Below are 23,876 nucleotides of genomic sequence, written 5' to 3' on the forward strand. Positions count from 1 at the left end.
TCACACCCGTTCCCATACCGAACACGGAAGTTAAGCTCTTTAGCGCCGATGGTAGTTGGGGGCTTCCCCCTGTGAGAGTAGGACGTCGCTAGGCAATCTAAAGTCTGAGATTTTTTTCTCAGGCTTTTTTATTTTTTAGGCTGTCTTATACAATAAATGTATAGGACAGCCTTTTATCTTCAATCAGCAATGTTTTCTGTGCGAAAGCGAAGCGACAGCAACAACAATTACGCAAGGCAAAATCTAAAATTCAAGGGCGTTTCGAAGATTATTTAAATAAGATTGGCTAACAGGTAGTTCACTACCATCCTTTAGAGTGACAATAAAATTAGAAGTAAGATCACGAGCCATTTTTTTTATGAAATGAATATTAACAATATAAGACCTGTGAATGCGAATAAAAGATGACGGTAGACGCATTTGAAGTTCTTTAAGAGTAATACTTGTTTTAAATTGTTCCCCATCTACATAAAACCACGTTTTTTTCTGCAGGCTTTCAATATGAGAGATTTTTTCAATTGCAACAGGATTCCATTCCTCTTCTTGCTTTCCAGTTAAAAATTGAAAGGGCTCCAATTTCTTTTCGGTAAAGGTTGAAGGTAAAACTACAACAAGTGCTGCAGGCACATCTAATATGTTTATAGGGTAACCTATTCCATAATAGGGTGTTTCGAATAAGGAATTATCTAAAACGGCATCTGTTCGTGTCCTTGTGCGTAGTACTTGCTCGGCAATGCTACCAGAATGTACTTGTTGACCTATTTCCAAGTTAATGTTTTGATGTCCAGAATGAAAATAGATATAGGAGTTTTCAGCAGCAATTGCAATGGATGAATTGGCTGGAACCCAGTCTTTTAACATTGAAATAAACTGTTGCGATATATCTTTTGGCAAAGAATTAAACTCATTTTTCATTGTGAATATCCCCCTTGTTTGTAAACAGTTTACCAAATTTCGTCGCCCAAAAAAGCAGTTTTGTCATTAAAATTTGGTATTTTATCTAAAAATAATGAAAATTCAGATGTGCTGTTATATATTAATTTATAACAAATAAACCTGTTATGGAACAGTTGATTAAAAGTTTTTTAACAGAGTATATTGTATACAAAGGGGAAGGTGGAATTTCAATATGTCAACACGTCAAGAAAAAATCCAAGCATTAGAAAAACAATGGGCAGAGAACCCTCGTTGGGCTGGTATTGAACGCGCATATTCAGCTGAAGAGGTTATTAAGCTACAGGGCTCTGTAGTACTTGAACAAACTTTAGCAACTAAAGGTGCGGCTCGACTTTGGAAGTCTTTACAAGAAGAACCGTTCATTAATGCATTAGGTGCATTGACTGGTAATCAAGCTGTACAGCAAGTAAAAGCAGGATTAAAAGCAATCTACTTATCGGGTTGGCAAGTAGCTGCTGATGCTAATCTTTCTGGTCAAATGTACCCTGACCAATCCTTATATCCAGCAAACTCTGTTCCAGCAGTAGTTAAGCGTATTAACCAAGCTTTACAACGTGCAGACCAAATTGATCATGCTGAAGGGCGTGTAGATCAATTTGATTGGTTCGCTCCGATCGTAGCAGATGCTGAGGCTGGCTTCGGTGGCCCTCTAAACGTATTTGAGCTTGTAAAAGGAATGATTGAAGCTGGAGCCGCTGGTGTTCACTTAGAAGACCAATTAGCTTCTGAGAAAAAGTGCGGTCACTTAGGTGGTAAAGTGTTACTTCCAACACAAAATGCTGTTCGTAACTTAATCGCTGCTCGTCTTGCAACAGACGTAATGGGTGTGGATACGATTTTAATCGCTCGTACAGATGCTGATGCTGCTGATATGGTAACATCTGATATCGATCCGCGTGATGCTGAGTTTATTACGGGTGAACGTACTCCAGAAGGCTTCTTCCGTACAAAACCAGGCATCAAACAAGCGATTGCTCGTGGTTTAGCTTACGCGCCATATGCAGACTTGATTTGGTGTGAAACTTCTAAACCATCCCTTGAGGAAGCTCGTGAATTTGCGGCAGCTATTCATGCTGAATTCCCAGGTAAATTACTAGCATACAACTGCTCACCTTCATTCAACTGGAAAGCAAATTTATCAGAAGAAGAAATCGCAGAATATCAACGCGAGCTAGGTAAATTGGGTTATAAATTCCAATTCGTAACATTAGCTGGTTTCCACGCATTAAACCACTCTATGTTTGAGCTTGCACATGATTATAAAGATAATGGTATGGCTGCATACTCTAAGCTACAACAAGCTGAGTTTGCATCAGAATCAAAAGGCTACACAGCTACACGTCACCAACGTGAAGTAGGTACTGGTTACTTTGATGATGTATCTCAAGTTATCTCTGGTGGTACTTCTTCTACAACGGCAATGGCTGGTTCTACAGAGACAGAACAATTCGTTTAAGTTTCACAAAGTACGCGTATTCCTAAATTCATAATCATAGATTAGTCTCCTCCGCTCCTCCTAAAGCGGGGGATGACTACTTAAATTCGCAAAGGTGGGGGAAATAACTGATGGAACAAGCAACAACAGGTAAGCTTAAAATTGTTGGGGAACAAAACGAGCAGACAAAAGAAATTTTAACACCAGAAGCCATTGAGTTTGTTCTTGCCCTGCACGAAAAATTTGATGCCCGTCGAAAAGAGCTGTTAGAGGCTCGTCAAGAACGCCAAAAGCGTCTTGATGCAGGTGAGAAACTTAACTTCTTACCAGACACAAAGCATATCCGTGAGGGGGATTGGACAATTGCACCACTTCCAGCAGATTTGCAAGACCGTCGTGTAGAAATTACAGGACCTGTTGACCGTAAGATGGTTATTAATGCATTAAACTCTGGTGCAAGAATGTTTATGGCTTGCTTCGAGGATGCATCTGCCCCGACATGGGAAAACATGATTGGCGGTCAAATTAATATGCGTGATGCTATTAATAAGACAATTGAATTTACACAAGCATCTAATGGTAAAACGTATAAATTAAACGAAAACACAGCTGTGTTATTAGTTCGTCCACGTGGTCTTCATTTACTTGAAAAGCATGTACTAGTGGATGGCGAACCGATCTCTGGTAGTTTCTTTGATTTCGGTCTGTATTTATTCCACAATGCTAAAAATGCATTGGCGCAAGGTACGGGACCTTATTTCTACCTACCGAAGCTTGAAAGCTATTTGGAGGCACGCTTATGGAATGATGTCTTTGTGTTTGCACAAGATTATATCGGAATTCCACAAGGGACAATTAAGGCTACTGTATTAATTGAAACAATTTTAGCAGCATTTGAAATGGATGAAATTTTATATGAACTACGTGAACATTCGGCTGGTCTGAATTGTGGGCGCTGGGATTACATTTTCAGTTATATCAAACGTCTGCGCAATCAGCCTGATGTAATTTTACCGGACCGTGGGCAAGTGACAATGACTGTACCATTCATGAAGGCATATACATCTTTATGTATTCAAACATGTCATAAACGTAATGCTCCTGCGATGGGCGGTATGGCAGCACAAATCCCTGTTAAAGGGGATGACGACGCGAATGCTGTAGCATTTGCAAAGGTTGCAGAAGATAAACGTCGCGAGGCAACAGATGGCCACGATGGTACTTGGGTAGCGCACCCGGGTATGGTTGCAACGGCAATGGAACAGTTTGACGCGATTATGGCGACACCAAACCAAATCCATAAAAAGCGTGAGGATGTAAATGTTATAGCGGAAGATTTAGTTGCTGTTCCAGAAGGTACAATTACACTTGAAGGTCTTCGTATTAACTGTAGTGTAGGGGTTCAGTACATTGCTTCTTGGCTACGAGGCAATGGAGCTGCACCGATTAACAATTTAATGGAGGATGCTGCAACTGCAGAAATCTCTCGTACACAAGTATGGCAATGGATTCGTCATCCAAAAGGGGTCTTAGATGATGGCCGTGGTATTACATTGGCCTTTGTACTAGATATCTTGGAGGAAGAGCTTGTAAAAATTAAAGAGGCTGTTGGGGAACAAGCCTATAACAGCGGACGCTATGAAGAAGCTGCTGAGCTGTTTAAATCTTTAATTGAGCAAGATGAGTTTGCCGAATTCTTGACGCTTCCAGGATACGAAAAATTAGCTTAACTTCTTTCAGCAATCGCTGATAATTGATTTGAGATCTACTAAATGAACATATCCAACTTTCCTAAATTGTTGTGGACTAAACTCGAATGGAGTCCACCTTATTCTACTAACGAGCGAGGTCTGTTCCCTCGTTCCTTACTGAAAAATGAGCACGGTTACAAAAAAGGGGTCTATTAATAAAAGTAAAGAGAATTAAATGGAAAGATGTCTTACGAGCTTAGATGGGAGCTTGTAAGGAGGAGTATAACATACGAAATAACGAAATATTATTGGTTCCTGGACCGATTAATAAGGGAAACATTAAATGAAATAGGATGTACAGTTGGTACAGAACAAGCTGTTACATGTTTGAAAGAAAAATTTGCAATAGCTTCGAAAAAGCTATCGCTGAAAGGAGATGTCTCGAATTAAACATGAGACATCTCCTTTTTCAATTATTTAACTACGGCGAGCACAAAGCCATCATAGCCTTTATTGCCAACTGTTTGTATTGCTGTGGATTCAATTCGAGATTCTTCTTGCAATAAATCCATAAACTGTCTCACACCTTGAACCCTTCCATCTTCATTTTTTTCATCAATTACAGCACCATCACGAACTACATTATCAGCGATAATTATTGCTCCTGTTTTAACCAATTCTAATGCCCACTTCAAATAGTGTGGATTATTAGGCTTATCTGCATCGATAAATACTAAATCGAACGGTGGGGCTATTTTTTTCAAAGTAGGTAACGTATCTAAGGCCTTTCCAACGATAATTTCAACTTTATCTTCACAACCAGCTCTTTTAATATTTTCCTTAGCTACTGAGGCATACTCGGGATCAATTTCGAGTGTATAAACTTTACCCTCGTTCGGTAGTGCACGGGCCATCCAAATACTACTATAGCCACCAAGTGTTCCAATTTCTAAAATGTTTTTTGCTCCTTTTATTTTAGCTAGTAAATATAATAGTTTGCCTTGAGTTGGTGATACATCAATCTCCGGAATACCCGCTGCTTTATTAGCTTGTAATACTTCTTCAAGTTCTGTGTCTGCCGGTATTAGTTTTTTCATAAAGTACTCATCTACATTATTCCAAACATTAAAATTGGTCATCAAACAGTCCCCATTTCCGCATTTTTTCGTGCAAGCTTGCATGTAAAGTGTATGATAGAATGAATCATAATGAAAATATATTATTATTATTAACTCATAACTTTAGATTATGGGTATGAGGTGAAATCATGAATATTCATGGATTAAAATTGTTTTATCAAGTTGCTACTACAGGCAGTTTTACGAAAGCAGCGGAATTACTTCGTATAAGTCAACCGGCAGTTTCAAGCCAAATAAAAAAATTTGAGCATGAGATTGGCGTTCAATTATTTAAACAGCAAGGACGGGGCGTAGTATTAACTGAATTTGGAGAGGCTTTAGCAGAAAAGGCCAAAAAACTCGTTATGCTTGAAGAACATATTGAATCATTCATTGGAGATTATCGACTTGCTAAAGCAGGAACAATACATATAGTTGCTACATACTTACCAGCTAACTTTCTAATTCCTAAGTGGGCCGCTACCTTTAAAGGTACAAATGAAGATATTAATTTAGTCATTACGACAACTAATACCCAAGATGCCTTCAAGCAGTTAATACAGTATAAAGCTGATATTGCTATTTATGGAGGTGGTATCTCAGAAAGACCAGAAGAAGTAGCGTGGGAGGAGCTTTTTGAGGATGAATTATGGTTTGTAGTCGCACCTGAACATCCTTATGCAAATCAATCCATTTCACTTGCTGACATGATGAGAGAGCCATTTATTATGCGAGAGGAAGGGAGCTCAATGAGAGAGCATCTTTTTTCTTTATGTAAAACTTATCAAGTCAAACCACCTAAAATCGCACTACAATTTAATGGAATCAATGAAACGATTCGTTCGGTAATCGCGGGCTACGGTGCAAATTTTATTTCGTCACTAGCTGTTCGAGAGTATGTTGATAGTGGGCAATTGGCAAGGGTTTATGTAAAGGATGTTCATATTAAACATAAAATTGCAATTTGCACAAGAAAGAATGAAAGGCATAGCTTACTTGTGCAAAAGTTTATAGAAACTATTAAGAACTCTCTATAATTTCAATATCCCTCCTTTGTGCACAAGTAATGATTGTTTGTTATACTGTTTGTATAACAAAAATGGAGATGATATGAATGTTTATTCAAATAGAGCCACAATCTGATGTACCAATCTATGAACAGGTAACACGGCAAATTATTGAAGGTATTGCAAGAGGAGAAATGAAACCAGGAGATACCCTACCATCTGTACGTAGTTTAGCGGCAGATCTGGGCGTCAATATGCACACAGTTAATAAAAGCTATCATGAGCTAGAGGAAAAGGGGATCATTACTATAAGAGCCAAATCAGGTGCTATTATTCGTTCAACTGAGGAGCGAGCATTAACTCCTGAACAATTTCAACAAATTGAAAAAAACCTAAAGCCTGTTGTGGTAGAAGGAATGGTGCTCGGCGCAACAGCTGAACAAATCGAGCACATGATAAAAAAGGTATTTTCTGATTTGCAAATACCTGCAGAAGGGGTGTAGCACATGCTACTTTTCGTTTTCTTAACCGTCTACCTCTTAACATTAGCTCTACAAGTATTTGTTCCATATATAGTACGTGAGACAATCATTTTTGGCGTTACTGTACCTGAACAAAATGTAAAACATCCTGTATTACGTAATATGAAAAAGCATTATGCTCAAATCGTTGGAATATTTGGTGTCATATTATTAATGATAATGATTTTTAGCTATTATTATTTTGCACAATCTGAGTTTATGCAAAGTATTTTACTGCTTGGATGCTTATTTGCAATGCTTGCAGTCAGTATGACATTATATTGGATAAACCATCAAAAAATTTTAAAACTTAAAAAGGAAGGGCAATGGGGCTTAACTATAAAACAAGTTCGTGCTGTTGACTTAACAGCACGTAGTCGTGATGAAATGCTTCCGTGGCCATTTTATGTAATCCCTTTTGGTGTTACGGCGTTTCTAATTATCTTTACATTCCGCCATTATGATCAAATACCAGATCACATTGCTGTACACTGGGGACCTAGTGGTGAAGCGGATTCATGGAGAAGCAAAACATATTTTACTGCTGTTTCACTGCCACTTGTTATGTTGATGATGCAATGTATGATGTGGGGAATTGTAGATTCTATAAAGCGTTCAGCAATCAGGTTGGCTGTTAATCGTAAGGAAGAATCATTGGAAGAGCAGTTAAAAAGCCGAAAGTATATGAGTTGGAGCATTATGTTATTAAGCTATGCCTTTACAATATTATTTACAGTATTACAGCTAAGCAACATCTACCCTTCAATGGCTACAGCAAAAAGTCTACTACCGGTATTTATTTTGTTCTTATTGCTTGTTCTTGGCTTAGTCCTTGTTTACGCCTGGAAGAAACGCAAGCTGAGGGTGAGCTATGGAGACAATGTCGTTTCAGAAGTAATGGATGTTGATGAGGATCGCTATTGGAGGGGTGGATTAATTTATGCGAATCGTCAAGATCCTTCCGTTTTTGTAGAGAAACGCTTTGGGGTCGGTTGGACGATGAATTTTGCAAATCCACGTGGCTATATCGTAATTGGTTTGCCGTTACTTATATTGCTGTTTATTTCTTTCTTTTCGTTATAATATGAAAAAATGAAGTTATCAATTATGCCTCGGCATAATTCTGTGACATCCGCCGGAGACTTTAACTTTTTTCGGCGGATTTTTTGTTAAAATAGTGTACCAGAAACAAGTTGGACGGAGGTTGACCTGAATGAAAATTCTCGTTGTAGATGATGATGTACATATTTTACAGCTAGTGAATATTTATCTGATAAGAGAGGGCTATCAGGTGATACAGGCGGAAAACGGACAACAGGCTCTTAAACTACTTGAAGGAAACTTGCCTGATTTGGCAGTTGTAGATGTTATGATGCCAGGAATGGATGGTTTTACATTAACCGAGACATTGAGCCAGGAGTACGATATCCCCGTATTGTTATTAACAGCAAAAGGCGAGCTTGAGGACAAAGAACGAGGGTTTTTGGCAGGCTCAGACGACTATGTTGTAAAGCCTTTTGAACCTAAAGAATTGCTGTTTCGCATAGCCGCGATATTGCGTAGATTCGATAAGAAAAATCAGGTAACCATCCAGGTGGGTAGACTCGTTATTGATCGTCGAAGCTTTGAGGTTGTCATTGGGGAAGATACACTTGTTCTACCTCTAAAGGAATTTGAACTATTGGCATTACTAGCATCTCGCTCGAATCAGGTGTTTACACGTAGCTTTATTATGGAGCAGGTGTGGGGCTATGATTACGATGGGGATGAGCAGACTTTAAATACGCATGTGAAGCGGATTCGTGAACGTCTTCATCGTTATAAATCAGGTGTTGAGATTACAACAGTGCGTGGTGTTGGCTATAAGCTTGAGGTTAGTACATGATAAAAACGTTATATAGTAGATTTGTTGTCACGACGATGCTCGTTATGATTGGCAGCTTATGTATCGGCTTTTTAGCGACAAATACGTATTATCATCAAGTTGTAAAGGAAAAAAACGATGCTAAAAATGTGAAAATTGCGCAGGATATTGCGAAATACATTGAGTCTTCAAAGCCTAACGATTTAGATAATTATTTAGCGACTCTTGGTGAAATAGGTTATCAAATTTATGTAACAACTGATGGCGAAGGGCATTTTTTCGGAGGTGAGTATCGTGATAAAACATTACCATCAAATACAGTCAAGCGTGTTTTAAACGGGGAAATTTATCATGGTATGCGTGATTTTCCAAAAGAGACTTTTGTGACAGGCTTTTTTGCGAATGAGTTAATTAATACGATAGGTGTGTCGTTTACTTATGAAAATAAGCAGTATGCACTGTTCATTAGACCTGATATTCGCTTGTTGTTCTCTGAAGTGCATACGATACTTGGTGGACTTATGCTTACGATGACAGTACTTAGTCTATTGGCAATGCTACTTTTTGCTAAGGCTCTAATTCGCCCTATTACACAACTAACAGAGGCAACACATCAGCTTGCACATGAAAAATTCGATACGCTACTGGATATAGATCGAGCAGATGAGATTGGACAATTAGCGGTTAGCTTTAATGTCATGACAGAAAAATTACAGGAAAATGATCGAATACGTAAAGAGTTTATCAGTAATGTATCGCATGATTTTCAGTCACCATTGTTGAATATTCGAGGCTATGTAGATTTACTAAAGAATCCCTTGCTGACCGACAAGGAAAGGCAGGAATATACAACGATTATTGAACTAGAGACGAAGCGTATGTCGACATTAACGAAGCAATTACTATTACTAACGTCACTCGATCAATCTACAAGGTTGTTAAAGTGTGAACCTTATCGTTTAGATGAGCAATTAAAGGAAACCGTAAGGAAATATCGCTGGCAGCTTGAAGACGCTAATGTACAATTATCGTATCAGCTTGAACCAGTAACATATGATGGCGATGCTGGGTTATTACAAAATGTGTGGGATAATTTATTGACAAATGCCATTAAATACAATGTCGAAGGTGGAGAAATTCATATTCACATACAAGAATCCTCAACCTCAGTTGAAGTGCTTATTGAGGATAGCGGCATAGGAATGACTGTCGAGCAACTACAAAAGGTATTTGATCGCTTTTATCGAGTAGATGCGTCCAGAACAAAGCAAGGTACTGGGCTTGGACTAGCCATCGTGAAGCAAATTGCTGAATTACATGGAGGAACGGTTCATATGGATAGTGTTATAAATTCCGGTACGAAGGTGCGTGTCCACTTACCTAAACTGTAATGAGGAGTACCTGTAAAGTTTATGTTCACAAGATAAACTGCTAAATAAGTTGAAAAAGCTTAGGGGGGTATCGTTTTGGAACAAAAATGGAGTATACGCCTTATTCGTCTTGCTGCGATTTTTGCCTTATTTGATACGTATCTAGGCTCACATATGTCTAGCTCAGGTAGTTACGAATATAAACCGATACATGCACATAATTACTCATAGATTGGTTAAGTATGTTTGCATGGGGTTTTTGCTATCGTACCTTTAAAGTGAAATTACAAAAATTAGTGACAGTACATGGTTGATCCGCGGTTCTCGGTGTTTTTGGCTTAACGCTAGGCATGTGGTTTTACAATTTGAGTCCATTTAGTTTTAGCAGAACATTTACAATGATTTTCTTTATCGTAGGTGGGATAACAGCTTTGCTTTATTCATCGTTGTAACGTTTATGGTAGATCAAAAAGAAGAAATGAAAAACTAATCAACATACCGCGTCACCGTCTTTAATAAGAGTGACACGGTATTTTTTATGAAGAACAGTTTTGTTTGGCTCGTTATCAAAAGCTAGATATGACATTTGATAAAACATGAAAGTTAATCGCTAAAACAAAAAGTTGGATGACATTCTGTTAAAATGTATTCATGTGGATAGGTTGAGTGAAGTGGTTCATCGGACGCCCTCAGAAAGCTTTGCTCTGCGCGAAAGCGAAGCGTCAGCAACAAATGTTTTTCTGTGCGGAAGCGAAGCGTCAGCAACAAATGTTTTTCTGTGCGAAAGCGAAGCGTCAGCAACAAAGCGCCCAGTCGGAACGGAAATCAACCCCACTTTAGCTAACGAGTCCTTTATTTAATATTTTCAAGAGACTTCTTAAGCCATTTTGTTGCCTCAGTATAATCCTGTGCAACACCGTGTCCTTTTTTGTAAAGCATACCAAGCTGGAATTGTGCTTTTTGATGCCCTTGATTGGCAGCGAGTCGATACAGCTGGGCGGCCTTCACAAAATCCTTTGGTACCCCTTGCCCATGACTGTGCATTTGAGCCAATTGATATTGTGCTTTGGCATGTCCCTTAGTGGCAGCTTGTTCAATCCATTTCGCAGCCTCAGTATAATCCTGTTCGACACCTTTACCCTTATCAAATAAATTACCGAGCTGATATTGAGCACCGGCATGTCCTTGGGTCGCTGCTAGTCGATAGCAGCGTCGGGCCTCTTCTAGGTCCTGCTCGATCCCTAATCCGTGCTCATATAATAAGCCTAATTGATATTCAGACTGAATATGGGATTGATCAGTAGCGGCCCTCCACCATTTTACTGCTTCATCATAGTTCAATTCAGCTTCATATAATAATCCGAGCTCGTACTGAGCATCAGCATAACCCTTTTCAGCAGCCGCTTTGAAGTAAGGGAGAGCTTCCTCTGGTTGCTGGAGGTGGTATATATAAATACGTCCAAGCTCAAAGCCCGCACTTATATGTCCATTGTTAGCGGCTAGCTGTAACCATTTTTTAGCTAAAGTTATGTCGTTTTCTTTAACATAGAGCACACCAAGACAGTATTGAGCATTCAAGTGTCCTTTATGTGCTGCGAGCTTAAACCATTTTATAGCCTCTAGGTGATCATAAGGAATACCTTGTCCAGTGTTATATAGCATAGCGAATTGAAATTCTGCATTTGTATGGTCTTGAAGTGCAGCTAAATGGAACCATTGCGCAGCTTCTTCAAAATTTTGCGAGATGCCACGACCTTTAAGGTACATATAGCCAAGATTATATTGAGCACTAGCATCACCTGCTAATGCAGCCATTTCAAAATAGGTTATAGCTTCCTCATAGCTTTGCTCGACACCAGTTCCATTGTGATAAAGGAATCCAAGATTATTTTGAGCGCTTGTATTCCCTGAATTGGCTGCTAGCATGTACCATTTTGCCGCCTCGAAAAAGTTTAGTGGCATACCGAGTCCTTGATTGTATAGGACTCCTAGATTGTACTGCGCATCTGCGTTATCTAAATCTGCAGCAGCTTTATAATAGTGAGCGGCTTCTTCATAATTTTGGATAACACCGTGACCTAAATGATAGAACACGCCTAAGCTATAAAGCGCGTTTGCATCATTTTGCGCAGCGGCACGTTCATACCACATTTTTGCAACTGCATAATCTTTCTTAACACCACGCCCTTGATTATAAAGAGCGCCTAAATTATATTGAGCACTTGCATTCCCTTGTTTTGCGGCAAGCTCAAACCAGTCTGCAGCAGTTTTATAGGCCTCGGTTGATTGGTCATCTTGAAGTAGCGTATTTATATCAAAAGCTGAAGTTATATCTTCAAAGCGGGAGCTTTGCCGCATCAACTTTGCCTTGAAGGTACGGTCATAGCGTTCGATAAACCATTCTACAATATCACTTATATAATCAAGAACAATTTTTGCTGCCTTTGCCTCCACAACTTCACTTCTATTACTAGAAGTCATTTTGCTTACAAGATTCATTAATAAATAAATGCGACGTGGATGAACTTTTGCAACAAAGCTACGATTATTGAGTAATGATCGAATATTTTTTAGCTTCGGTTCGGTATGCATTTCCAGCTTATAAAGTTCATATAAAACTTCCTCCAGTACTAGGAGTGATTTTTGAAGAGATAGAGCTGGCTTTGCAATGGCGAGCGAGCTAGCATCCTGTAAATTATTAGCCAATTTCACCAAGCACAAAGCTTTTAACTTCTTACATTGATCTTGGAGGATTTCATATTGTACAACGATAGCAATCACCTCTTTCATTCTTTGTATGCTCTTCACTAAAAATCTGGATATTTAATTTGTTAACACCGAGTATATTAGTTGATTTCTGTTCCGACTGGGTGAACCCTTGAAGATCAGCGATAGAGGAACGAAGGCTAAAACCATCACATCCTATGGTAACGCCTTCGTGACCAATATCGTGCTGTTGCTGTCGGAACGGAAATCAACAATACACTACGATGATATCCTCTTTTTTCATATATCGGGAAAATACCGTTATTGTTGAATTGTCCTCGATACATGATACTATTTGTTATAAGGAGATTTGTTGAAATTCAGTAACGATTATTAGAGAGCGCATATGCCAAAGTTTCATATTATCCGGGGGATAGAAATGATGAAAAATATTGCAGCAATTATACCAGCCTATAATCCACAACAGTCACTTATAACCTATGTCCACCAATTATTAGCCACCGCTATTAGCCAAGTTATTATTGTCAATGATGGTAGCGACCAAAAATATGCAAATGTATTTGAAGAATTACAAAAGATTGACTGCTGTCGAGTACTAGAGCATGACAACAATATTGGAAAGGGAGGCGCACTAAAAACAGCCTTTGCCTATGTAATGGAGCAAAGAGGGATGTTTCAAGGTGTTATAACAGTAGGTGCTCATAGGCAACATTCTTTACAGGATGTGAAGCTAGTTTTAACAATGACAAAGGTATTTTCTGAAGGAATTGTGTTAGGCGTACGTAATTTCCATTCCTCGGACAGCACGTTTTTATCATATTGGGGTAATCGAACAACAAGTTTGTTTTTTGAAATCCTTTATCATAGAAAACTGATGGATACACAAACTGGTTTACGCTTTATTTCTAAAAAAGAGCTACCGTGGCTGATGAAAGTAAAAGGTGAACGATATGACTACGACACAAATATGTTAGTTGCGGCAATTAAAAGAAAGTGTCCAATTTTTGAAGTAGAGATAGGCCAGCTACGAATAAAGAAAAATACAGTGATCCAGTATGATGAAATAACAAATGCAGGGTCAATTATTGCTAAAATGCTTATGAATTATTTAAATCCAAGGAAAAATAACTATAGGTGAAGTAATATGCTAGGATAAAGAATAAAAATTACTCAAGAACGTAGCAAGTATAGAAAGAAGGAGAGCTATGATGATGGAATATTCAGATCAAGTGAAAAATCGTGTGAAACGGATGGAAGGTCAGCTACGTGGAATTTTAAAAATGATGGAAGAAGAAAAGGACTGTAAGGCAGTCATTACTCAATTATCGGCAGTACGCTCAGCAGTAGATCGTACAGTTGGTGTTATTGTTAGTACGAATCTTTTAGAATGTGTACAAAATGCTGAAGGTGATGGCGAGAAAATGAATGAAGCTATTCAAGAAGCAGTTAATTTAGTGGTGAAAAGCCGTTAAATAAAGGGAAGCCTACCTTATAAAAAAGATCATCATAAAACTCACTTTAAAACAGGTGAGTTTTTATTTTTTTACAAAAATATAGTTTAATTCGATACTTATATTTTATTTCGAGGTATTTATACCTATTGATTACGTGTTGTACATATCGTTGAAAGTCATGGATAGTGAACTTGTCCGATAGATTTGTAGTTCCTTTCTCTGTTATTCTAATTACAACATATAACAAATGGAAGGTGATTTATTGTGAAGAAATGGTTGATAAGCGGAGCAGCATTATTGATGTTAAGTCCAACAGCAGCCTATGCTCAACATGCAGACGCTCGCTCAGTAAATACTTCCTCTGTGTTTGCTTATAATGTAGTAGCTGATAATAAAGTAACAACTTGGGATCAATTCACAACAGAAATCGTAAAGCAATTAAATAATTTCGCTCCTGAAATTAAAATTACATATAGTGGATCAATGACTGATTTCAAAAAGAATTTTATGAAGTCCTTTGAAAAAGCACAGGAACAAGCAGTCTACGCGAGTGGTCATATGGAGAGTACGGCTATTTCTGCAGACTCAATGGGTAATGTGACATTTAAAGTGAAATATTTGACAAACCAAACGCAAGAAGCGGCCGTACAAAAAAAAGTGGATCAAATATTAAAAACGATTATTAAGCCTTCAATGAAAACAGAATTCGAAAAAGTAAAAGCGATTAATGATTATATTGTGTCAAATACTACATATGGTACTAAAACAAAGGCTAGTCCTCATAGTGCTTATGCATTGTTAATGGAAGGACAAGCTGTATGTCAGGGCTACGCGTTAACAGCTTATAAAATGTTAGAACAAGCTGGATTCGATGTAAAATATGTTGTTGGTACTGTTAATAATAACGAGGCACATGCATGGAATTTAGTGAAGATTGATGGTAAATGGTATCATTTAGATACAACATGGAATGATCCATTACCAAATCGTTTCGGTGCTTCTTCGTATGATTATTTTTTAGTAACGGATGCACAGCTAAAGAAAGATCATAAATGGATAGCATCAAATTATCCTGCTGCAACAAGTACAAAATATAGCTATATGCAAAATGTTCATTTTGCATATCAGGTTAATAATACACTGTACTTTAGCAATACGGCAGACAAAGATAAATTGTATACGCTGGATTTAGCAAGTGGTAAAAAAACAAAGGTCATTGATAAACGTGCTTTGTATATTACAGGAGCGGATAGTTTTTTATATTTCAGTGATTACAGTAACAGTGGCTACTTAACAAAATTAAATCTTAAAACATTAAAAACTGAGGTGCTCGTGAAGCAAGTAGTTTCTGATTTAAGAATTAATGATAATTACTTAGTTTATATTGTTAATGGCAAAGAACAGAAGCTTAAAATAAAATAAACTTCAAATATTCTTTTCTATTTATAAAATGACAGCACAAAAGGACTTCCGAGTGAGTCCTTTGTGCTTTTTTTGTATATAATGAAAACAGGAAAACGGTTGGAGGTGAGGATTTTGTGGAAAAAATTAGCCATTATTGTAATTTTAATTATTTTTATTGACCCCATTTATACGGCTGGTAAAGCAGTTGTACAACAAGTAATAACTTGGGCAAATAATGATGAAATAGAAACGGTGCTTCTTTCAACAAAGGACAAAATCATAGATGTTACTGCTAAACTTTCAGAGAATACCTCCATTGAAACGGCCACACCTATAGAAGAAAAGCCAGAAGGAGGAGCCGTTACAGCTCCTGTAGCCAAAAAACCTGAAGCAAAGTTAGTTGTAACAAATGCAAAGGAAATGGCTGATGCGATGTATGCGTACTATAGTAGTTTTTCACCTACGTTTGAGATTCAATATAAAGGCGATACACAACGATTTGAACAGTTAGTGGAAGAAGCCTATGAAAATGCTATAAAACGGGATGATTATGTATATGGACATATTAGTAAGCATTCAATTCGTTTTGAATATGGGAGAAAAACAGCCAAAATCTTTGGAGAGCAAAGTTATTTAATGACACCAGAACAGGCATCATTTGTTGAAATGAATGTGCAAGAGATTGTAGCCTCAATCAATAAGAAATCATTAAGTGATGTAGAGAAGGTTAGGGCTGTCAATGATTATATCGTCGCCAATACCGCCTATACGGATCAAACGAATTCAAGTCCACATAGCGCTTATACAGTGCTTGCAGAACATGGTGGTGTTTGTCAGGGCTATGCGTTGTTGGTTCATTCGATGTTACAAAAGCTAGGTATAGAAACGAAATATATCATAGGCTATGTCGGACAGGAAGGACATGCTTGGAATTTAGTAAAGTTGGATGGTCGATGGTATCACCTCGATACAACATGGAATGACCCGGTACCTGATCGTAAAGGGGCGGTTCGCTATCAATACTTTTTAGTGGATGATCGAACGATGGCAAAGGATCATACGTGGATTGCTAAAGATTACCCGAAAGCAACGAGTACAATGTATAGCTACTTTCATAATGTAGATTTCGCTGCACAAGTAGGGCAACAAATATTTTATAGTAATGTTGCTGATGATAATAAGTTGTACGTGCTTGATTTACAAACTGGTAAATCGAAACGCGTCACTAAATCACGTGCACAGTACATCGTTTATGCAGATGGCTGGCTATATTTTAGTAATTATTCACAAGGAGCGTATTTAACAAAGATTCGCCCGGATGGAAGCGGCGAAAAAGTATTAAATAGGGAAGAAACGAAGGATTTATTTGTGCAGGACAACTATTTATATTTCACGACAAATGAACTAAAGAAAATGGCGCTTTAACTTGATCAATAAAATGATATGAGTGACATGCCAGAAGATACACGTTATGTGAAGCGGCTCATCGGACGCCCCCAGGAAAGCGCCCAGTCGGAACGGAAATCAACCCCTCGTCTTACAGAAGAGTAGTACTTTGTTTAAATAGACACCTTGATTTCATTGAACATAATAGTTTTCAACAACATGAAGAGCCTATGACATTACAGATTGTCATAGGCCTTTTTTGATCGTTCTATAAGATAATGGATTGGCGAATGCTGACACAGAGAAACTTCAATTTGTGGATACATCGATTTCATTTCATATGAAAAAGTTTTAAAAATTAATGGATTATGCTTTATGGCACCACCATTACAATAAAGGCTGAGTGCTTCGCCCTTATAGTCAATTTTTTTCACCACAGCGCATGCAAGGAGTACTAATTCATGAGCAGCACGCATTGATATTTGAATAGCGCATGAATCCTTTTTGGTCACGGCCCCTGCCAAAAATGCACCCATTTTTGCAAGCTTCGCGTTTGTGTAGGATGGACGGAATAGCCATGAAGCTAGCTCTGTAACATCTTGGATCCGTAAGTAATCATAGACAGCACTTTTTAATATGGTCGGCTCACCACGCCCGTCTTCCATACGGAAAATGGCGCGTATAATTTCTTGTCCTAACCAATAGCCACTGCCTTCATCTCCTGCACGATGCCCCCAACCACCTGCACGTACTATTTGTGTACCATCAAATGCATACGCAATAGCTCCTGTTCCAGCAATGAGTAACGCGCCTGCCTGTCCAGCAGTAACACCAAGTAAAGTGGCTTGTGCATCATTTTCTATAATAAGCGTATCTATCTTTAACTGTAATGTAGATAGCGCACTATGAACGATTGCTGATACGGCTTCATGATCTTTAGGAGAATCAATCCCAGCCATTGCAAATGTAGCAACAGCAATATTTGAGTCATCTTGCTGTTGTAAAAAACCTTGCACATTTGCTAATAATGCTTGCAATATTTCTGTAGCAGCTGTAGCACCGATCGCTTGATAATTCGAGCCACTGGTTGATGTTGTATATTTTATTTCACCAGACTCGGCATGTACGAGCGCACATGCCGTTTTTGTAGCACCACCGTCAATAATAAGTAGCCATTCCATCATTGATTCCATTCCTCGAAAATTACTGTTAATTGTTTTTCTGCCTCAACAATCTTAGACTCTTTCAAACTAACCCACTCTTTAAGGTTATGAGAATTTGCCTTGGAGCGTTCCAGAGATTCTTTCATCGTTGCGGGCGCTGGACCACCAAGTAATGTACGTACACCAACGAAAGTTTCTGGTTTTAATGTGCTATAAAAATCTTCCTCAGAAATTTTTAATGGCTTACCAGTAATTAATTTAGATTGTGTATTGGCAAGACCCCATGTAAGACTTGCTAGAGATTCCTCCCCATGAGAGAGCAATACTTTAATACATTTACTAACAATACTATGTGCTTGGCGGAAGGAAATCCCTTCAGAGCGCACAAACGTATCTGCGAGCTCTGTCACATTGGCAAAGCTATTTTCTGCTCGATTTCTTAGTTTTTTCTTGTTTACATCCATCGTGACAACAAGTGAACCAAATAGTTTGTAAATACCTATTAAACGGTCGATGGCGCGCCATAAATAAGGTTGCATATCATCCTCTGTGTCTACGATATCTCCAAAAGGTGTATTATGTACCATTTGTAATACTGTACTAGCATCACCAACAACTGCTGATAGCAATGAACGCGTATGCTCTATCGAAACAGGATTGCGCTTTTGTGGCATGATAGAGCTCACTTGCACGTACGGGCTTGCTAGCGTAAATGCATTGAATTCCTGTGTAGCCCAAAGTAAGAAATCTTGGGATGTGCGGCCAAGATTAAGTGCCGCAAGTTGCACGATACTCGCTGCCTCAGCAATATAATCTGCTCCTGCAACAGCATCCCACGCATTTTCGATAATATCATCGAATGCCAATAACTCACGCATGCGCTCTCGACTAATATTGAAGCCTGTTGTCGTTAATGCCGCAGCCCCCATACTACTGCGATTCACCGTTTTATAGACATGCTGTAAACGTTCAAAATCTCGTTCAAGTTGATCGATGACAGCTTTCAAATAATGCGCAAAGGTTGTTGGCTGTGCCTGCTGCGTATGTGTATAGCCAATCATAATCGTATCAACGTGCTCCTCAGCAGCTGCGATTAAATCATCTCGTAATGTCAGTAATTCTTGCATAAGCAATAACAATTTTTTTCTTAAAGTCATGCGATAGATGGCAATGCCCATATCATTACGACTTCTACCAATGTGAAGATTCCCTGCAACATCACCAGCAAGCTCTATTAATTTATTTTCGATGCGGAAAAACAAATCCTCATATCGCGGGCTGTAATCCTCTATACGATAATAGTTCAAGTCTAGTTTTTTTAAAGCAGTACCAATTTCTTTAGCTTCTTCTTGTTTAACTAGACCCTGTTCTTCTAACATTTTTAAGTGTGCAATATTGATTTGCAACATAATTGTTAAAAAATTTTTCTTGGCTTCATCGTAAGCCGGTTGCAAGACAATTTTACGATAAATATTAGAAGGGAAGGTCATCCCATCTTCCCGCTGGGTCTTGTTGCGGAAATCTTCAAACATAGTTATTGCCTCCTAGTAGATTAGCAGTTATATGGCCGAACCAGCACTGCCTTTAGATAACTTCTCGGAAATAATAAGTACAATTAAAATTAAACAAATTTGTAAGACACCGTATGCACAAGCAGTTCCAAATTTAAAAGAATACAATTTTTGGAATATCGCCACTGATAATGGGATCGTTGACGTACTGTAAAGAAGAATAGACGCTACGAATTCGCCAAAGCTTTGAACAAGTGCTAGTAATGTACCCGCCAAAATGCCCGTAAATGTAAGTGGTAGTACAATACGTCTAAATGAATACCACCATGTTGCACCTAAACTTCGTGATGCTTCTTCGATAGATTGATCTAATTGCACAAGTGATGCAGATGTCGATCGGAAAACAAGAGGTAAATGTCTAATAAAATAAGCTAACGGCAAAATCCAAAATGTCCCGATAAGAACCTGATTAAAAGAGAATATATTTTCCGTACTAAAGGCTGCAATCAGATTGACAGCTACAACCGTACCCGGCAATGCCCAAGGAACCATGATTAAAATATCGAGTAATGTTTTACCTTTAAAATTTAACCGTACCATAGCATAGGCTGCAGCAACACCGAAAATGATATTGCCGAGCGTGGCAACAATCCCCATTCGAACAGAATTCCAAATCGGTCGCCACGTCCGTTCATCTGTAAAAAGAGCATGATAATGATCCAATGTATAGTCTGTTGGGAGAATTTGCGTTTTCCATGCACCATCAACGGAAAATGAAATTAATATAAGCACTAAAATCGGCAAAATTAAAATTAATGTACCTATGAAAGATGCAATAGTCGCCATAACTTTCATGCCTCTTGAAGACACTTCAGATCGATGAACACTAATACCTTTGCTAAGATTTTGGTAATTTCGGCGGTTTTGATACCAGCGCATAATAATTAAAAAGGTAATGGAAACAAAGGATAAAATCATAGATTGTGTCGCTGCCATATTTAAATTCCCATTCGTACGTGATAAATAGATTTGCATAGTCATTGTGCGTTCAACACCGAACATTAAAGGTGCAGTGTAGGATGCCATAGAAATCATAAATACGAGTAGGGATGAGGCAACAATCGAGGGTGTTAACATGGGCAGAATAACCTTTGTCCATACTCGAACACGCCCGGCACCTAAGCTAGTTGCGGCTTCTTCTAAAGCTGGATCAAGACCTTTTATAGCTGCTGAGGCGGTTAAGTAGAAGTAAGTGTACATAGTGAATGTATGTACTACGATAACCCCCCATATGCCTTTTAATGAAAATGGAACTTGCTCTAAACCGAATAGGTGCTGAAACGCACGTGGGAAAATCCCACTCTCTCCATACAAAAATGTAAAGGACAGCACACCTACTAGCGGCGGAAGAGCCATGGGTATCAATACTAAAACAGAGAGTATCCGTCTGCCTGGGAAATCATAGCGTTCCAGTAAAAATGCCATAGTTACACCGACGATTGCACAGCAAATAACACTGATAACGGATATATAAATACTAGTCCATAATGCTTCTATATTTGCTGGGCTAGCTATATTAAAAAAATTTTTATAATTAGATAGTACATCATCACCAGAAAAGCTTTCTGTAAAAGTTTGATAGAATGGGTATACTACATAGGCAAACAACACTAAAAATAAAGGTGCAACTAAAATATAGACAAACCAATTTGAGCTAGTTAGTCGTGTCCATGCATTTCCTTCAGAAGGATTGAGGTGTGTTTTTTCCATGTTGTTACCCTCCTATTCTCCCAAAAAATACAGTGAATCTTGGGCTATATTTAAGGTGATGTCTTCACCAATTTTTTTAAGTTGACCGTTCATATTGATAATCATTACTTTTAGTGAAAAATCTAGGCATTCTACAATGTAGTTCACACTTATTCCTGTAAATTCAACAAAAGTGATTTTACCTGTTAATGTGTTTTCACCAATACCTTGATTAATGGATTCAGGGCGAATAGAAATAAATACTTTGTCTCCAATCATATGCGTGAAAGTGGGGGAGCTTTGTTGCTTTCGCCCAGTCAAAACAAGTCCACTTGCCGTTTTTACTTGTATATCGTCACCATTAACAGCATCAATTGTCGCCTCAATTAAGTTTGTCTCACCAATAAAATCTGCGACGAAGCGGTTAGAAGGTCGATTATAAATTTCTAGCGGAGTACCGATTTGTCTGACGTTCCCATTTTCCATGACCATGATCCGATCTGACATGGACATAGCTTCCATTTGATCATGCGTAACATAGATGGTTGTAACACCAAGCTCGGATTGAATACGTTTTATTTCTACGCGCGTTTCTTCGCGTAATTTAGCATCTAAATTCGACAATGGCTCGTCTAACAATAAAATATCAGGCTCTATCACAAGTGCTCTTGCCAATGCAACCCGTTGCTGCTGACCACCAGATAATTCATTAATTTTCCGATTCCCATATTGCGATAAATGAACAAGCCCTCTAATACGGTCGACCTTTTGTTTGATTTCCGACTTCGAAAATTTTCGTACTTGTAATCCAAAGGCGATATTTTCATCTACCGTCATATGTGGAAAGAGGGCATAATTTTGAAACACCATACCGATATTCCGTTTATTAGGTTGAAGCCTTGTCACATCAAAATCATCAAAAAGAATTTTCCCTTCTGTTGGGTAATAAAAGCCGGCTATCATTCTTAGTGTAGTCGTTTTCCCGCAACCACTTGGGCCGAGGAAGGTGAAAAATTCACCAGCTTTAATATGAAGATCTAAATCTTTTACGCCATGAATGTGACCGAATTTCTTAGAGACATTTTTTATTTTGACACTTTTCAACTGAAATGCTCCTTTCTCGTTAGAAAATTAGTTACATGAAGCCTCGAGCAAAAATATACTCGAGGCTTAAAAATATGAACAATATTTGTAGGTGTTTTTGAGTCAAAAATCTTTAAAAATCGGTCACTTTTTTCCGCGTCCTTTAATATTGTTATCCCAATACTCCATCCATTCTGCTTCTTTATCAGACATGAGTTTCCAGTCTATATCAAAAGTTTTTAAGTCTAATTCTTTATACCACTCAGGCATTGAAGCTTTATCGATATCTGAGCGAGTAGGAATTTGATAGTAATCGTTTGCTAGTTGAGTCACCATTCCCTTTCCAAATAAAAACTCTACGAAGAGCTTTGCATTTTCTAGGTTTTTAGCATTGTTGACAACAGCAACACCATCAACTAAAATCGGTGCACCACTTTTCGGATAAATATAATCAAACGGATAATCAGTCGTATATTTCTTTAATAAAATATCTTGCAAATTCCATAAAGAAACACTGCCTTCTTGTCTTGTCATCTTTAAATAAAGTGCATTCGGATCTTGTGTATATTCCTTCGTGTTGGCATCTAATTTTAATAACCAATCATAGCCTTTCTCAGGTGTATCTGCACCTTGACGTAAAATCATAGATGAATAAATAGTACGCATCGTCCCAGATGCTAACACACCACGAATTAAAATTTTATCTTTCCACTTTGGATCTAATAATTCATCCCAATCTTGTGGACCTGTATCTTTCTTTAACACATCACTGTTAATCATAATGACTTCTGGCAGTAACATTTCACCAAACCAACGACCATCCGCATCTTTATAAGCTGCATCAATGGAGTCGTTAAAACTAGGCTTCCAAGCTTGAAGTAAACCTTCATTGGCACCGACAGTTAGTGCAGATTGCGTACCGCCCCACCAAAAATCAGCCTGAGGATTTGCTTTTTCACCACGTAGGCGTTCTAAAATTTGCTGTGCGCCCATCGTTAAAAATTCCACTTCAATGTCCGGGTACTTTTCATTAAACTGATCGATTACTTTTTGCACCATTTCTTCATCGCGCCCTGTATAAATAACGAGCTTTCCAGATGGCTTAGCTGCTACATCGGTCTTTTCAGAACTGGACGTTTTGTCGCTATCTTTTGTAGCAGCCTTGTCACTACTACAAGCAGCTAAGACAAGAAGCATCAGCACAAGTAAAAAACCGAAAATTCGTGTTTTCTGCATAATCTTCCCCCTCCCTAATAGTGAAAAACTTACATACTATTAGTATAATCCTAAAACTTAGCGTTAATGTTAGAAAAATTAAAAAATTATAATTATATTCATCGTAGCTAGGTAAATATTAGATAGCGATGGTGCTTCACTAAAGTTGGAAACGTTTTAAAGTAGCGGAGGTTTAAAGTATAAGAGTTTTGAGGGATAGA

19 protein-coding genes, 1 rRNA gene and 1 pseudogene are annotated in these 23,876 nt (G+C 38.2%); 13 read left to right on the forward strand and 8 right to left on the reverse strand.

The window, feature by feature from the left end; translation table 11 throughout:
- Positions 1-94 (forward strand): 5S ribosomal RNA (rrf, locus tag ACIPKN_RS20890); the annotation flags it as partial.
- 149 nt (positions 95-243) lie between these two features.
- On the opposite strand, the gene ACIPKN_RS20895 is transcribed toward rrf, so the two are convergent.
- On the reverse strand, positions 244-915 hold the full coding sequence (locus ACIPKN_RS20895) for a LytTR family DNA-binding domain-containing protein (protein WP_400939712.1): 672 nt from the start codon (positions 913-915) through the stop codon (positions 244-246).
- A gap of 214 nt (positions 916-1,129) precedes the next feature.
- Here ACIPKN_RS20895 and aceA point away from each other — a divergent pair, with 214 nt between their 5' ends.
- Together aceA and aceB are read left to right on the forward strand one after the other, a co-directional pair.
- Complete coding sequence (aceA, locus tag ACIPKN_RS20900; RefSeq protein ID WP_323656111.1) at positions 1,130-2,413, forward strand: isocitrate lyase; 1,284 nt, start codon at positions 1,130-1,132, stop codon at positions 2,411-2,413.
- 110 nt (positions 2,414-2,523) lie between these two features.
- Entirely contained in the window at positions 2,524-4,122 is a 1,599-nt protein-coding gene (gene aceB / locus ACIPKN_RS20905; protein ID WP_400939714.1) for a malate synthase A, read from the forward strand.
- Positions 4,123-4,556: 434 nt separating this feature from the next.
- Here aceB and ACIPKN_RS20910 read toward each other — a convergent pair whose 3' ends face one another.
- Positions 4,557-5,222, reverse strand: coding sequence for an O-methyltransferase (locus tag ACIPKN_RS20910; RefSeq protein ID WP_400939717.1), 666 nt, complete (start codon positions 5,220-5,222; stop codon positions 4,557-4,559).
- Between the two features lie 128 nt (positions 5,223-5,350).
- Here ACIPKN_RS20910 and ACIPKN_RS20915 point away from each other — a divergent pair, with 128 nt between their 5' ends.
- The 6 genes and pseudogenes from ACIPKN_RS20915 (at position 5,351) to ACIPKN_RS20940 (ending at position 10,453) form a co-directional block, all read left to right on the forward strand.
- Positions 5,351-6,238 carry a LysR family transcriptional regulator gene (locus ACIPKN_RS20915; RefSeq protein WP_400939720.1) on the forward strand — a complete coding sequence of 296 codons (888 nt, stop codon included), beginning with the start codon at positions 5,351-5,353 and terminating at the stop codon, positions 6,236-6,238.
- A 77-nt stretch (positions 6,239-6,315) separates the two neighbouring features.
- Positions 6,316-6,711 carry a GntR family transcriptional regulator gene (locus ACIPKN_RS20920; protein WP_142509646.1) on the forward strand — a complete coding sequence of 132 codons (396 nt, stop codon included), beginning with the start codon at positions 6,316-6,318 and terminating at the stop codon, positions 6,709-6,711.
- 3 nt (positions 6,712-6,714) lie between these two features.
- The gene (locus tag ACIPKN_RS20925; protein ID WP_400939723.1) at positions 6,715-7,812 is read left to right on the forward strand and encodes a DUF1648 domain-containing protein; all 1,098 of its coding nucleotides are present in this window, start codon (positions 6,715-6,717) and stop codon (positions 7,810-7,812) included.
- A 130-nt stretch (positions 7,813-7,942) separates the two neighbouring features.
- Positions 7,943-8,614 (forward strand): response regulator transcription factor, encoded by a 672-nt coding sequence (locus tag ACIPKN_RS20930; protein ID WP_400939726.1) that lies wholly within the window; start codon positions 7,943-7,945, stop codon positions 8,612-8,614.
- Entirely contained in the window at positions 8,614-9,984 is a 1,371-nt protein-coding gene (locus tag ACIPKN_RS20935) for a sensor histidine kinase (RefSeq protein ID WP_400939890.1), read from the forward strand. The genes ACIPKN_RS20930 and ACIPKN_RS20935 overlap by 1 nt, the downstream gene beginning before the upstream one ends.
- Before the next feature lie 75 nt (positions 9,985-10,059).
- Positions 10,060-10,453: pseudogene (locus ACIPKN_RS20940) on the forward strand (hypothetical protein).
- 362 nt (positions 10,454-10,815) lie between these two features.
- Here the strand turns inward: ACIPKN_RS20940 and ACIPKN_RS20945 are convergent.
- Positions 10,816-12,753 (reverse strand): suppressor of lin-12 (Sel-1L), encoded by a 1,938-nt coding sequence (locus ACIPKN_RS20945; RefSeq protein ID WP_400939728.1) that lies wholly within the window; start codon positions 12,751-12,753, stop codon positions 10,816-10,818.
- Positions 12,754-13,108: 355 nt separating this feature from the next.
- Between ACIPKN_RS20945 and ACIPKN_RS20950 the strand changes: the two genes are divergently transcribed.
- The 4 genes from ACIPKN_RS20950 to ACIPKN_RS20965 all read left to right on the forward strand — a co-directional run bounded on the left by ACIPKN_RS20950 (position 13,109) and on the right by ACIPKN_RS20965 (position 16,973).
- Positions 13,109-13,828: a glycosyltransferase family 2 protein gene (locus ACIPKN_RS20950; protein ID WP_400939731.1), complete on the forward strand. Its 720-nt coding sequence runs from the start codon at positions 13,109-13,111 to the stop codon at positions 13,826-13,828.
- A gap of 73 nt (positions 13,829-13,901) precedes the next feature.
- The gene (locus tag ACIPKN_RS20955; RefSeq protein ID WP_004233098.1) at positions 13,902-14,162 is read left to right on the forward strand and encodes a metal-sensitive transcriptional regulator; all 261 of its coding nucleotides are present in this window, start codon (positions 13,902-13,904) and stop codon (positions 14,160-14,162) included.
- Positions 14,163-14,408: 246 nt separating this feature from the next.
- Positions 14,409-15,566: a transglutaminase domain-containing protein gene (locus ACIPKN_RS20960; protein ID WP_400939732.1), complete on the forward strand. Its 1,158-nt coding sequence runs from the start codon at positions 14,409-14,411 to the stop codon at positions 15,564-15,566.
- Positions 15,567-15,671: 105 nt separating this feature from the next.
- Entirely contained in the window at positions 15,672-16,973 is a 1,302-nt protein-coding gene (locus ACIPKN_RS20965; protein ID WP_400939735.1) for a transglutaminase domain-containing protein, read from the forward strand.
- A gap of 197 nt (positions 16,974-17,170) precedes the next feature.
- Here ACIPKN_RS20965 and ACIPKN_RS20970 read toward each other — a convergent pair whose 3' ends face one another.
- The 5 genes from ACIPKN_RS20970 to ACIPKN_RS20990 all read right to left on the reverse strand — a co-directional run bounded on the left by ACIPKN_RS20970 (position 17,171) and on the right by ACIPKN_RS20990 (position 23,676).
- Complete coding sequence (locus tag ACIPKN_RS20970) at positions 17,171-18,118, reverse strand: N-acetylglucosamine kinase (protein ID WP_400939738.1); 948 nt, start codon at positions 18,116-18,118, stop codon at positions 17,171-17,173.
- Positions 18,115-19,629 (reverse strand): argininosuccinate lyase, encoded by a 1,515-nt coding sequence (gene argH, locus ACIPKN_RS20975; RefSeq protein WP_400939740.1) that lies wholly within the window; start codon positions 19,627-19,629, stop codon positions 18,115-18,117. The genes ACIPKN_RS20970 and argH overlap by 4 nt, the downstream gene beginning before the upstream one ends.
- A gap of 27 nt (positions 19,630-19,656) precedes the next feature.
- Complete coding sequence (locus ACIPKN_RS20980) at positions 19,657-21,378, reverse strand: ABC transporter permease (RefSeq protein WP_400939742.1); 1,722 nt, start codon at positions 21,376-21,378, stop codon at positions 19,657-19,659.
- A gap of 12 nt (positions 21,379-21,390) precedes the next feature.
- Positions 21,391-22,461: an ABC transporter ATP-binding protein gene (locus ACIPKN_RS20985; protein ID WP_400939743.1), complete on the reverse strand. Its 1,071-nt coding sequence runs from the start codon at positions 22,459-22,461 to the stop codon at positions 21,391-21,393.
- Between the two features lie 123 nt (positions 22,462-22,584).
- On the reverse strand, positions 22,585-23,676 hold the full coding sequence (locus ACIPKN_RS20990) for an extracellular solute-binding protein (protein WP_400939746.1): 1,092 nt from the start codon (positions 23,674-23,676) through the stop codon (positions 22,585-22,587).
- Positions 23,677-23,876: the final 200 nt, after the last annotated feature.

It is taken from the genome of Lysinibacillus sp. NPDC086135 (assembly GCF_044746345.1).
Lineage (GTDB): Bacteria > Bacillota > Bacilli > Bacillales_A > Planococcaceae > Lysinibacillus.

Excerpts from the sequence above, each read along its gene's own strand:
- ACIPKN_RS20895 (WP_400939712.1), bottom strand. The coding sequence starts at position 915 with ATGAAAAATGAGTTTAATTCTTTGCCAAAAGATATATCGCAACAGTTT.
- aceA (WP_323656111.1), top strand. The coding sequence starts at position 1,130 with ATGTCAACACGTCAAGAAAAAATCCAAGCATTAGAAAAACAATGGGCA.
- aceB (WP_400939714.1), top strand. The coding sequence starts at position 2,524 with ATGGAACAAGCAACAACAGGTAAGCTTAAAATTGTTGGGGAACAAAAC.
- ACIPKN_RS20910 (WP_400939717.1), bottom strand. The coding sequence starts at position 5,222 with ATGACCAATTTTAATGTTTGGAATAATGTAGATGAGTACTTTATGAAA.
- ACIPKN_RS20915 (WP_400939720.1), top strand. The coding sequence starts at position 5,351 with ATGAATATTCATGGATTAAAATTGTTTTATCAAGTTGCTACTACAGGC.
- ACIPKN_RS20920 (WP_142509646.1), top strand. The coding sequence starts at position 6,316 with ATGTTTATTCAAATAGAGCCACAATCTGATGTACCAATCTATGAACAG.
- ACIPKN_RS20925 (WP_400939723.1), top strand. The coding sequence starts at position 6,715 with ATGCTACTTTTCGTTTTCTTAACCGTCTACCTCTTAACATTAGCTCTA.
- ACIPKN_RS20930 (WP_400939726.1), top strand. The coding sequence starts at position 7,943 with ATGAAAATTCTCGTTGTAGATGATGATGTACATATTTTACAGCTAGTG.
- ACIPKN_RS20945 (WP_400939728.1), bottom strand. The coding sequence starts at position 12,753 with ATGAAAGAGGTGATTGCTATCGTTGTACAATATGAAATCCTCCAAGAT.
- ACIPKN_RS20950 (WP_400939731.1), top strand. The coding sequence starts at position 13,109 with ATGATGAAAAATATTGCAGCAATTATACCAGCCTATAATCCACAACAG.
- ACIPKN_RS20955 (WP_004233098.1), top strand. The coding sequence starts at position 13,902 with ATGGAATATTCAGATCAAGTGAAAAATCGTGTGAAACGGATGGAAGGT.
- ACIPKN_RS20970 (WP_400939738.1), bottom strand. The coding sequence starts at position 18,118 with ATGATGGAATGGCTACTTATTATTGACGGTGGTGCTACAAAAACGGCA.
- argH (WP_400939740.1), bottom strand. The coding sequence starts at position 19,629 with ATGTTTGAAGATTTCCGCAACAAGACCCAGCGGGAAGATGGGATGACC.
- ACIPKN_RS20980 (WP_400939742.1), bottom strand. The coding sequence starts at position 21,378 with ATGGAAAAAACACACCTCAATCCTTCTGAAGGAAATGCATGGACACGA.
- ACIPKN_RS20990 (WP_400939746.1), bottom strand. The coding sequence starts at position 23,676 with ATGCAGAAAACACGAATTTTCGGTTTTTTACTTGTGCTGATGCTTCTT.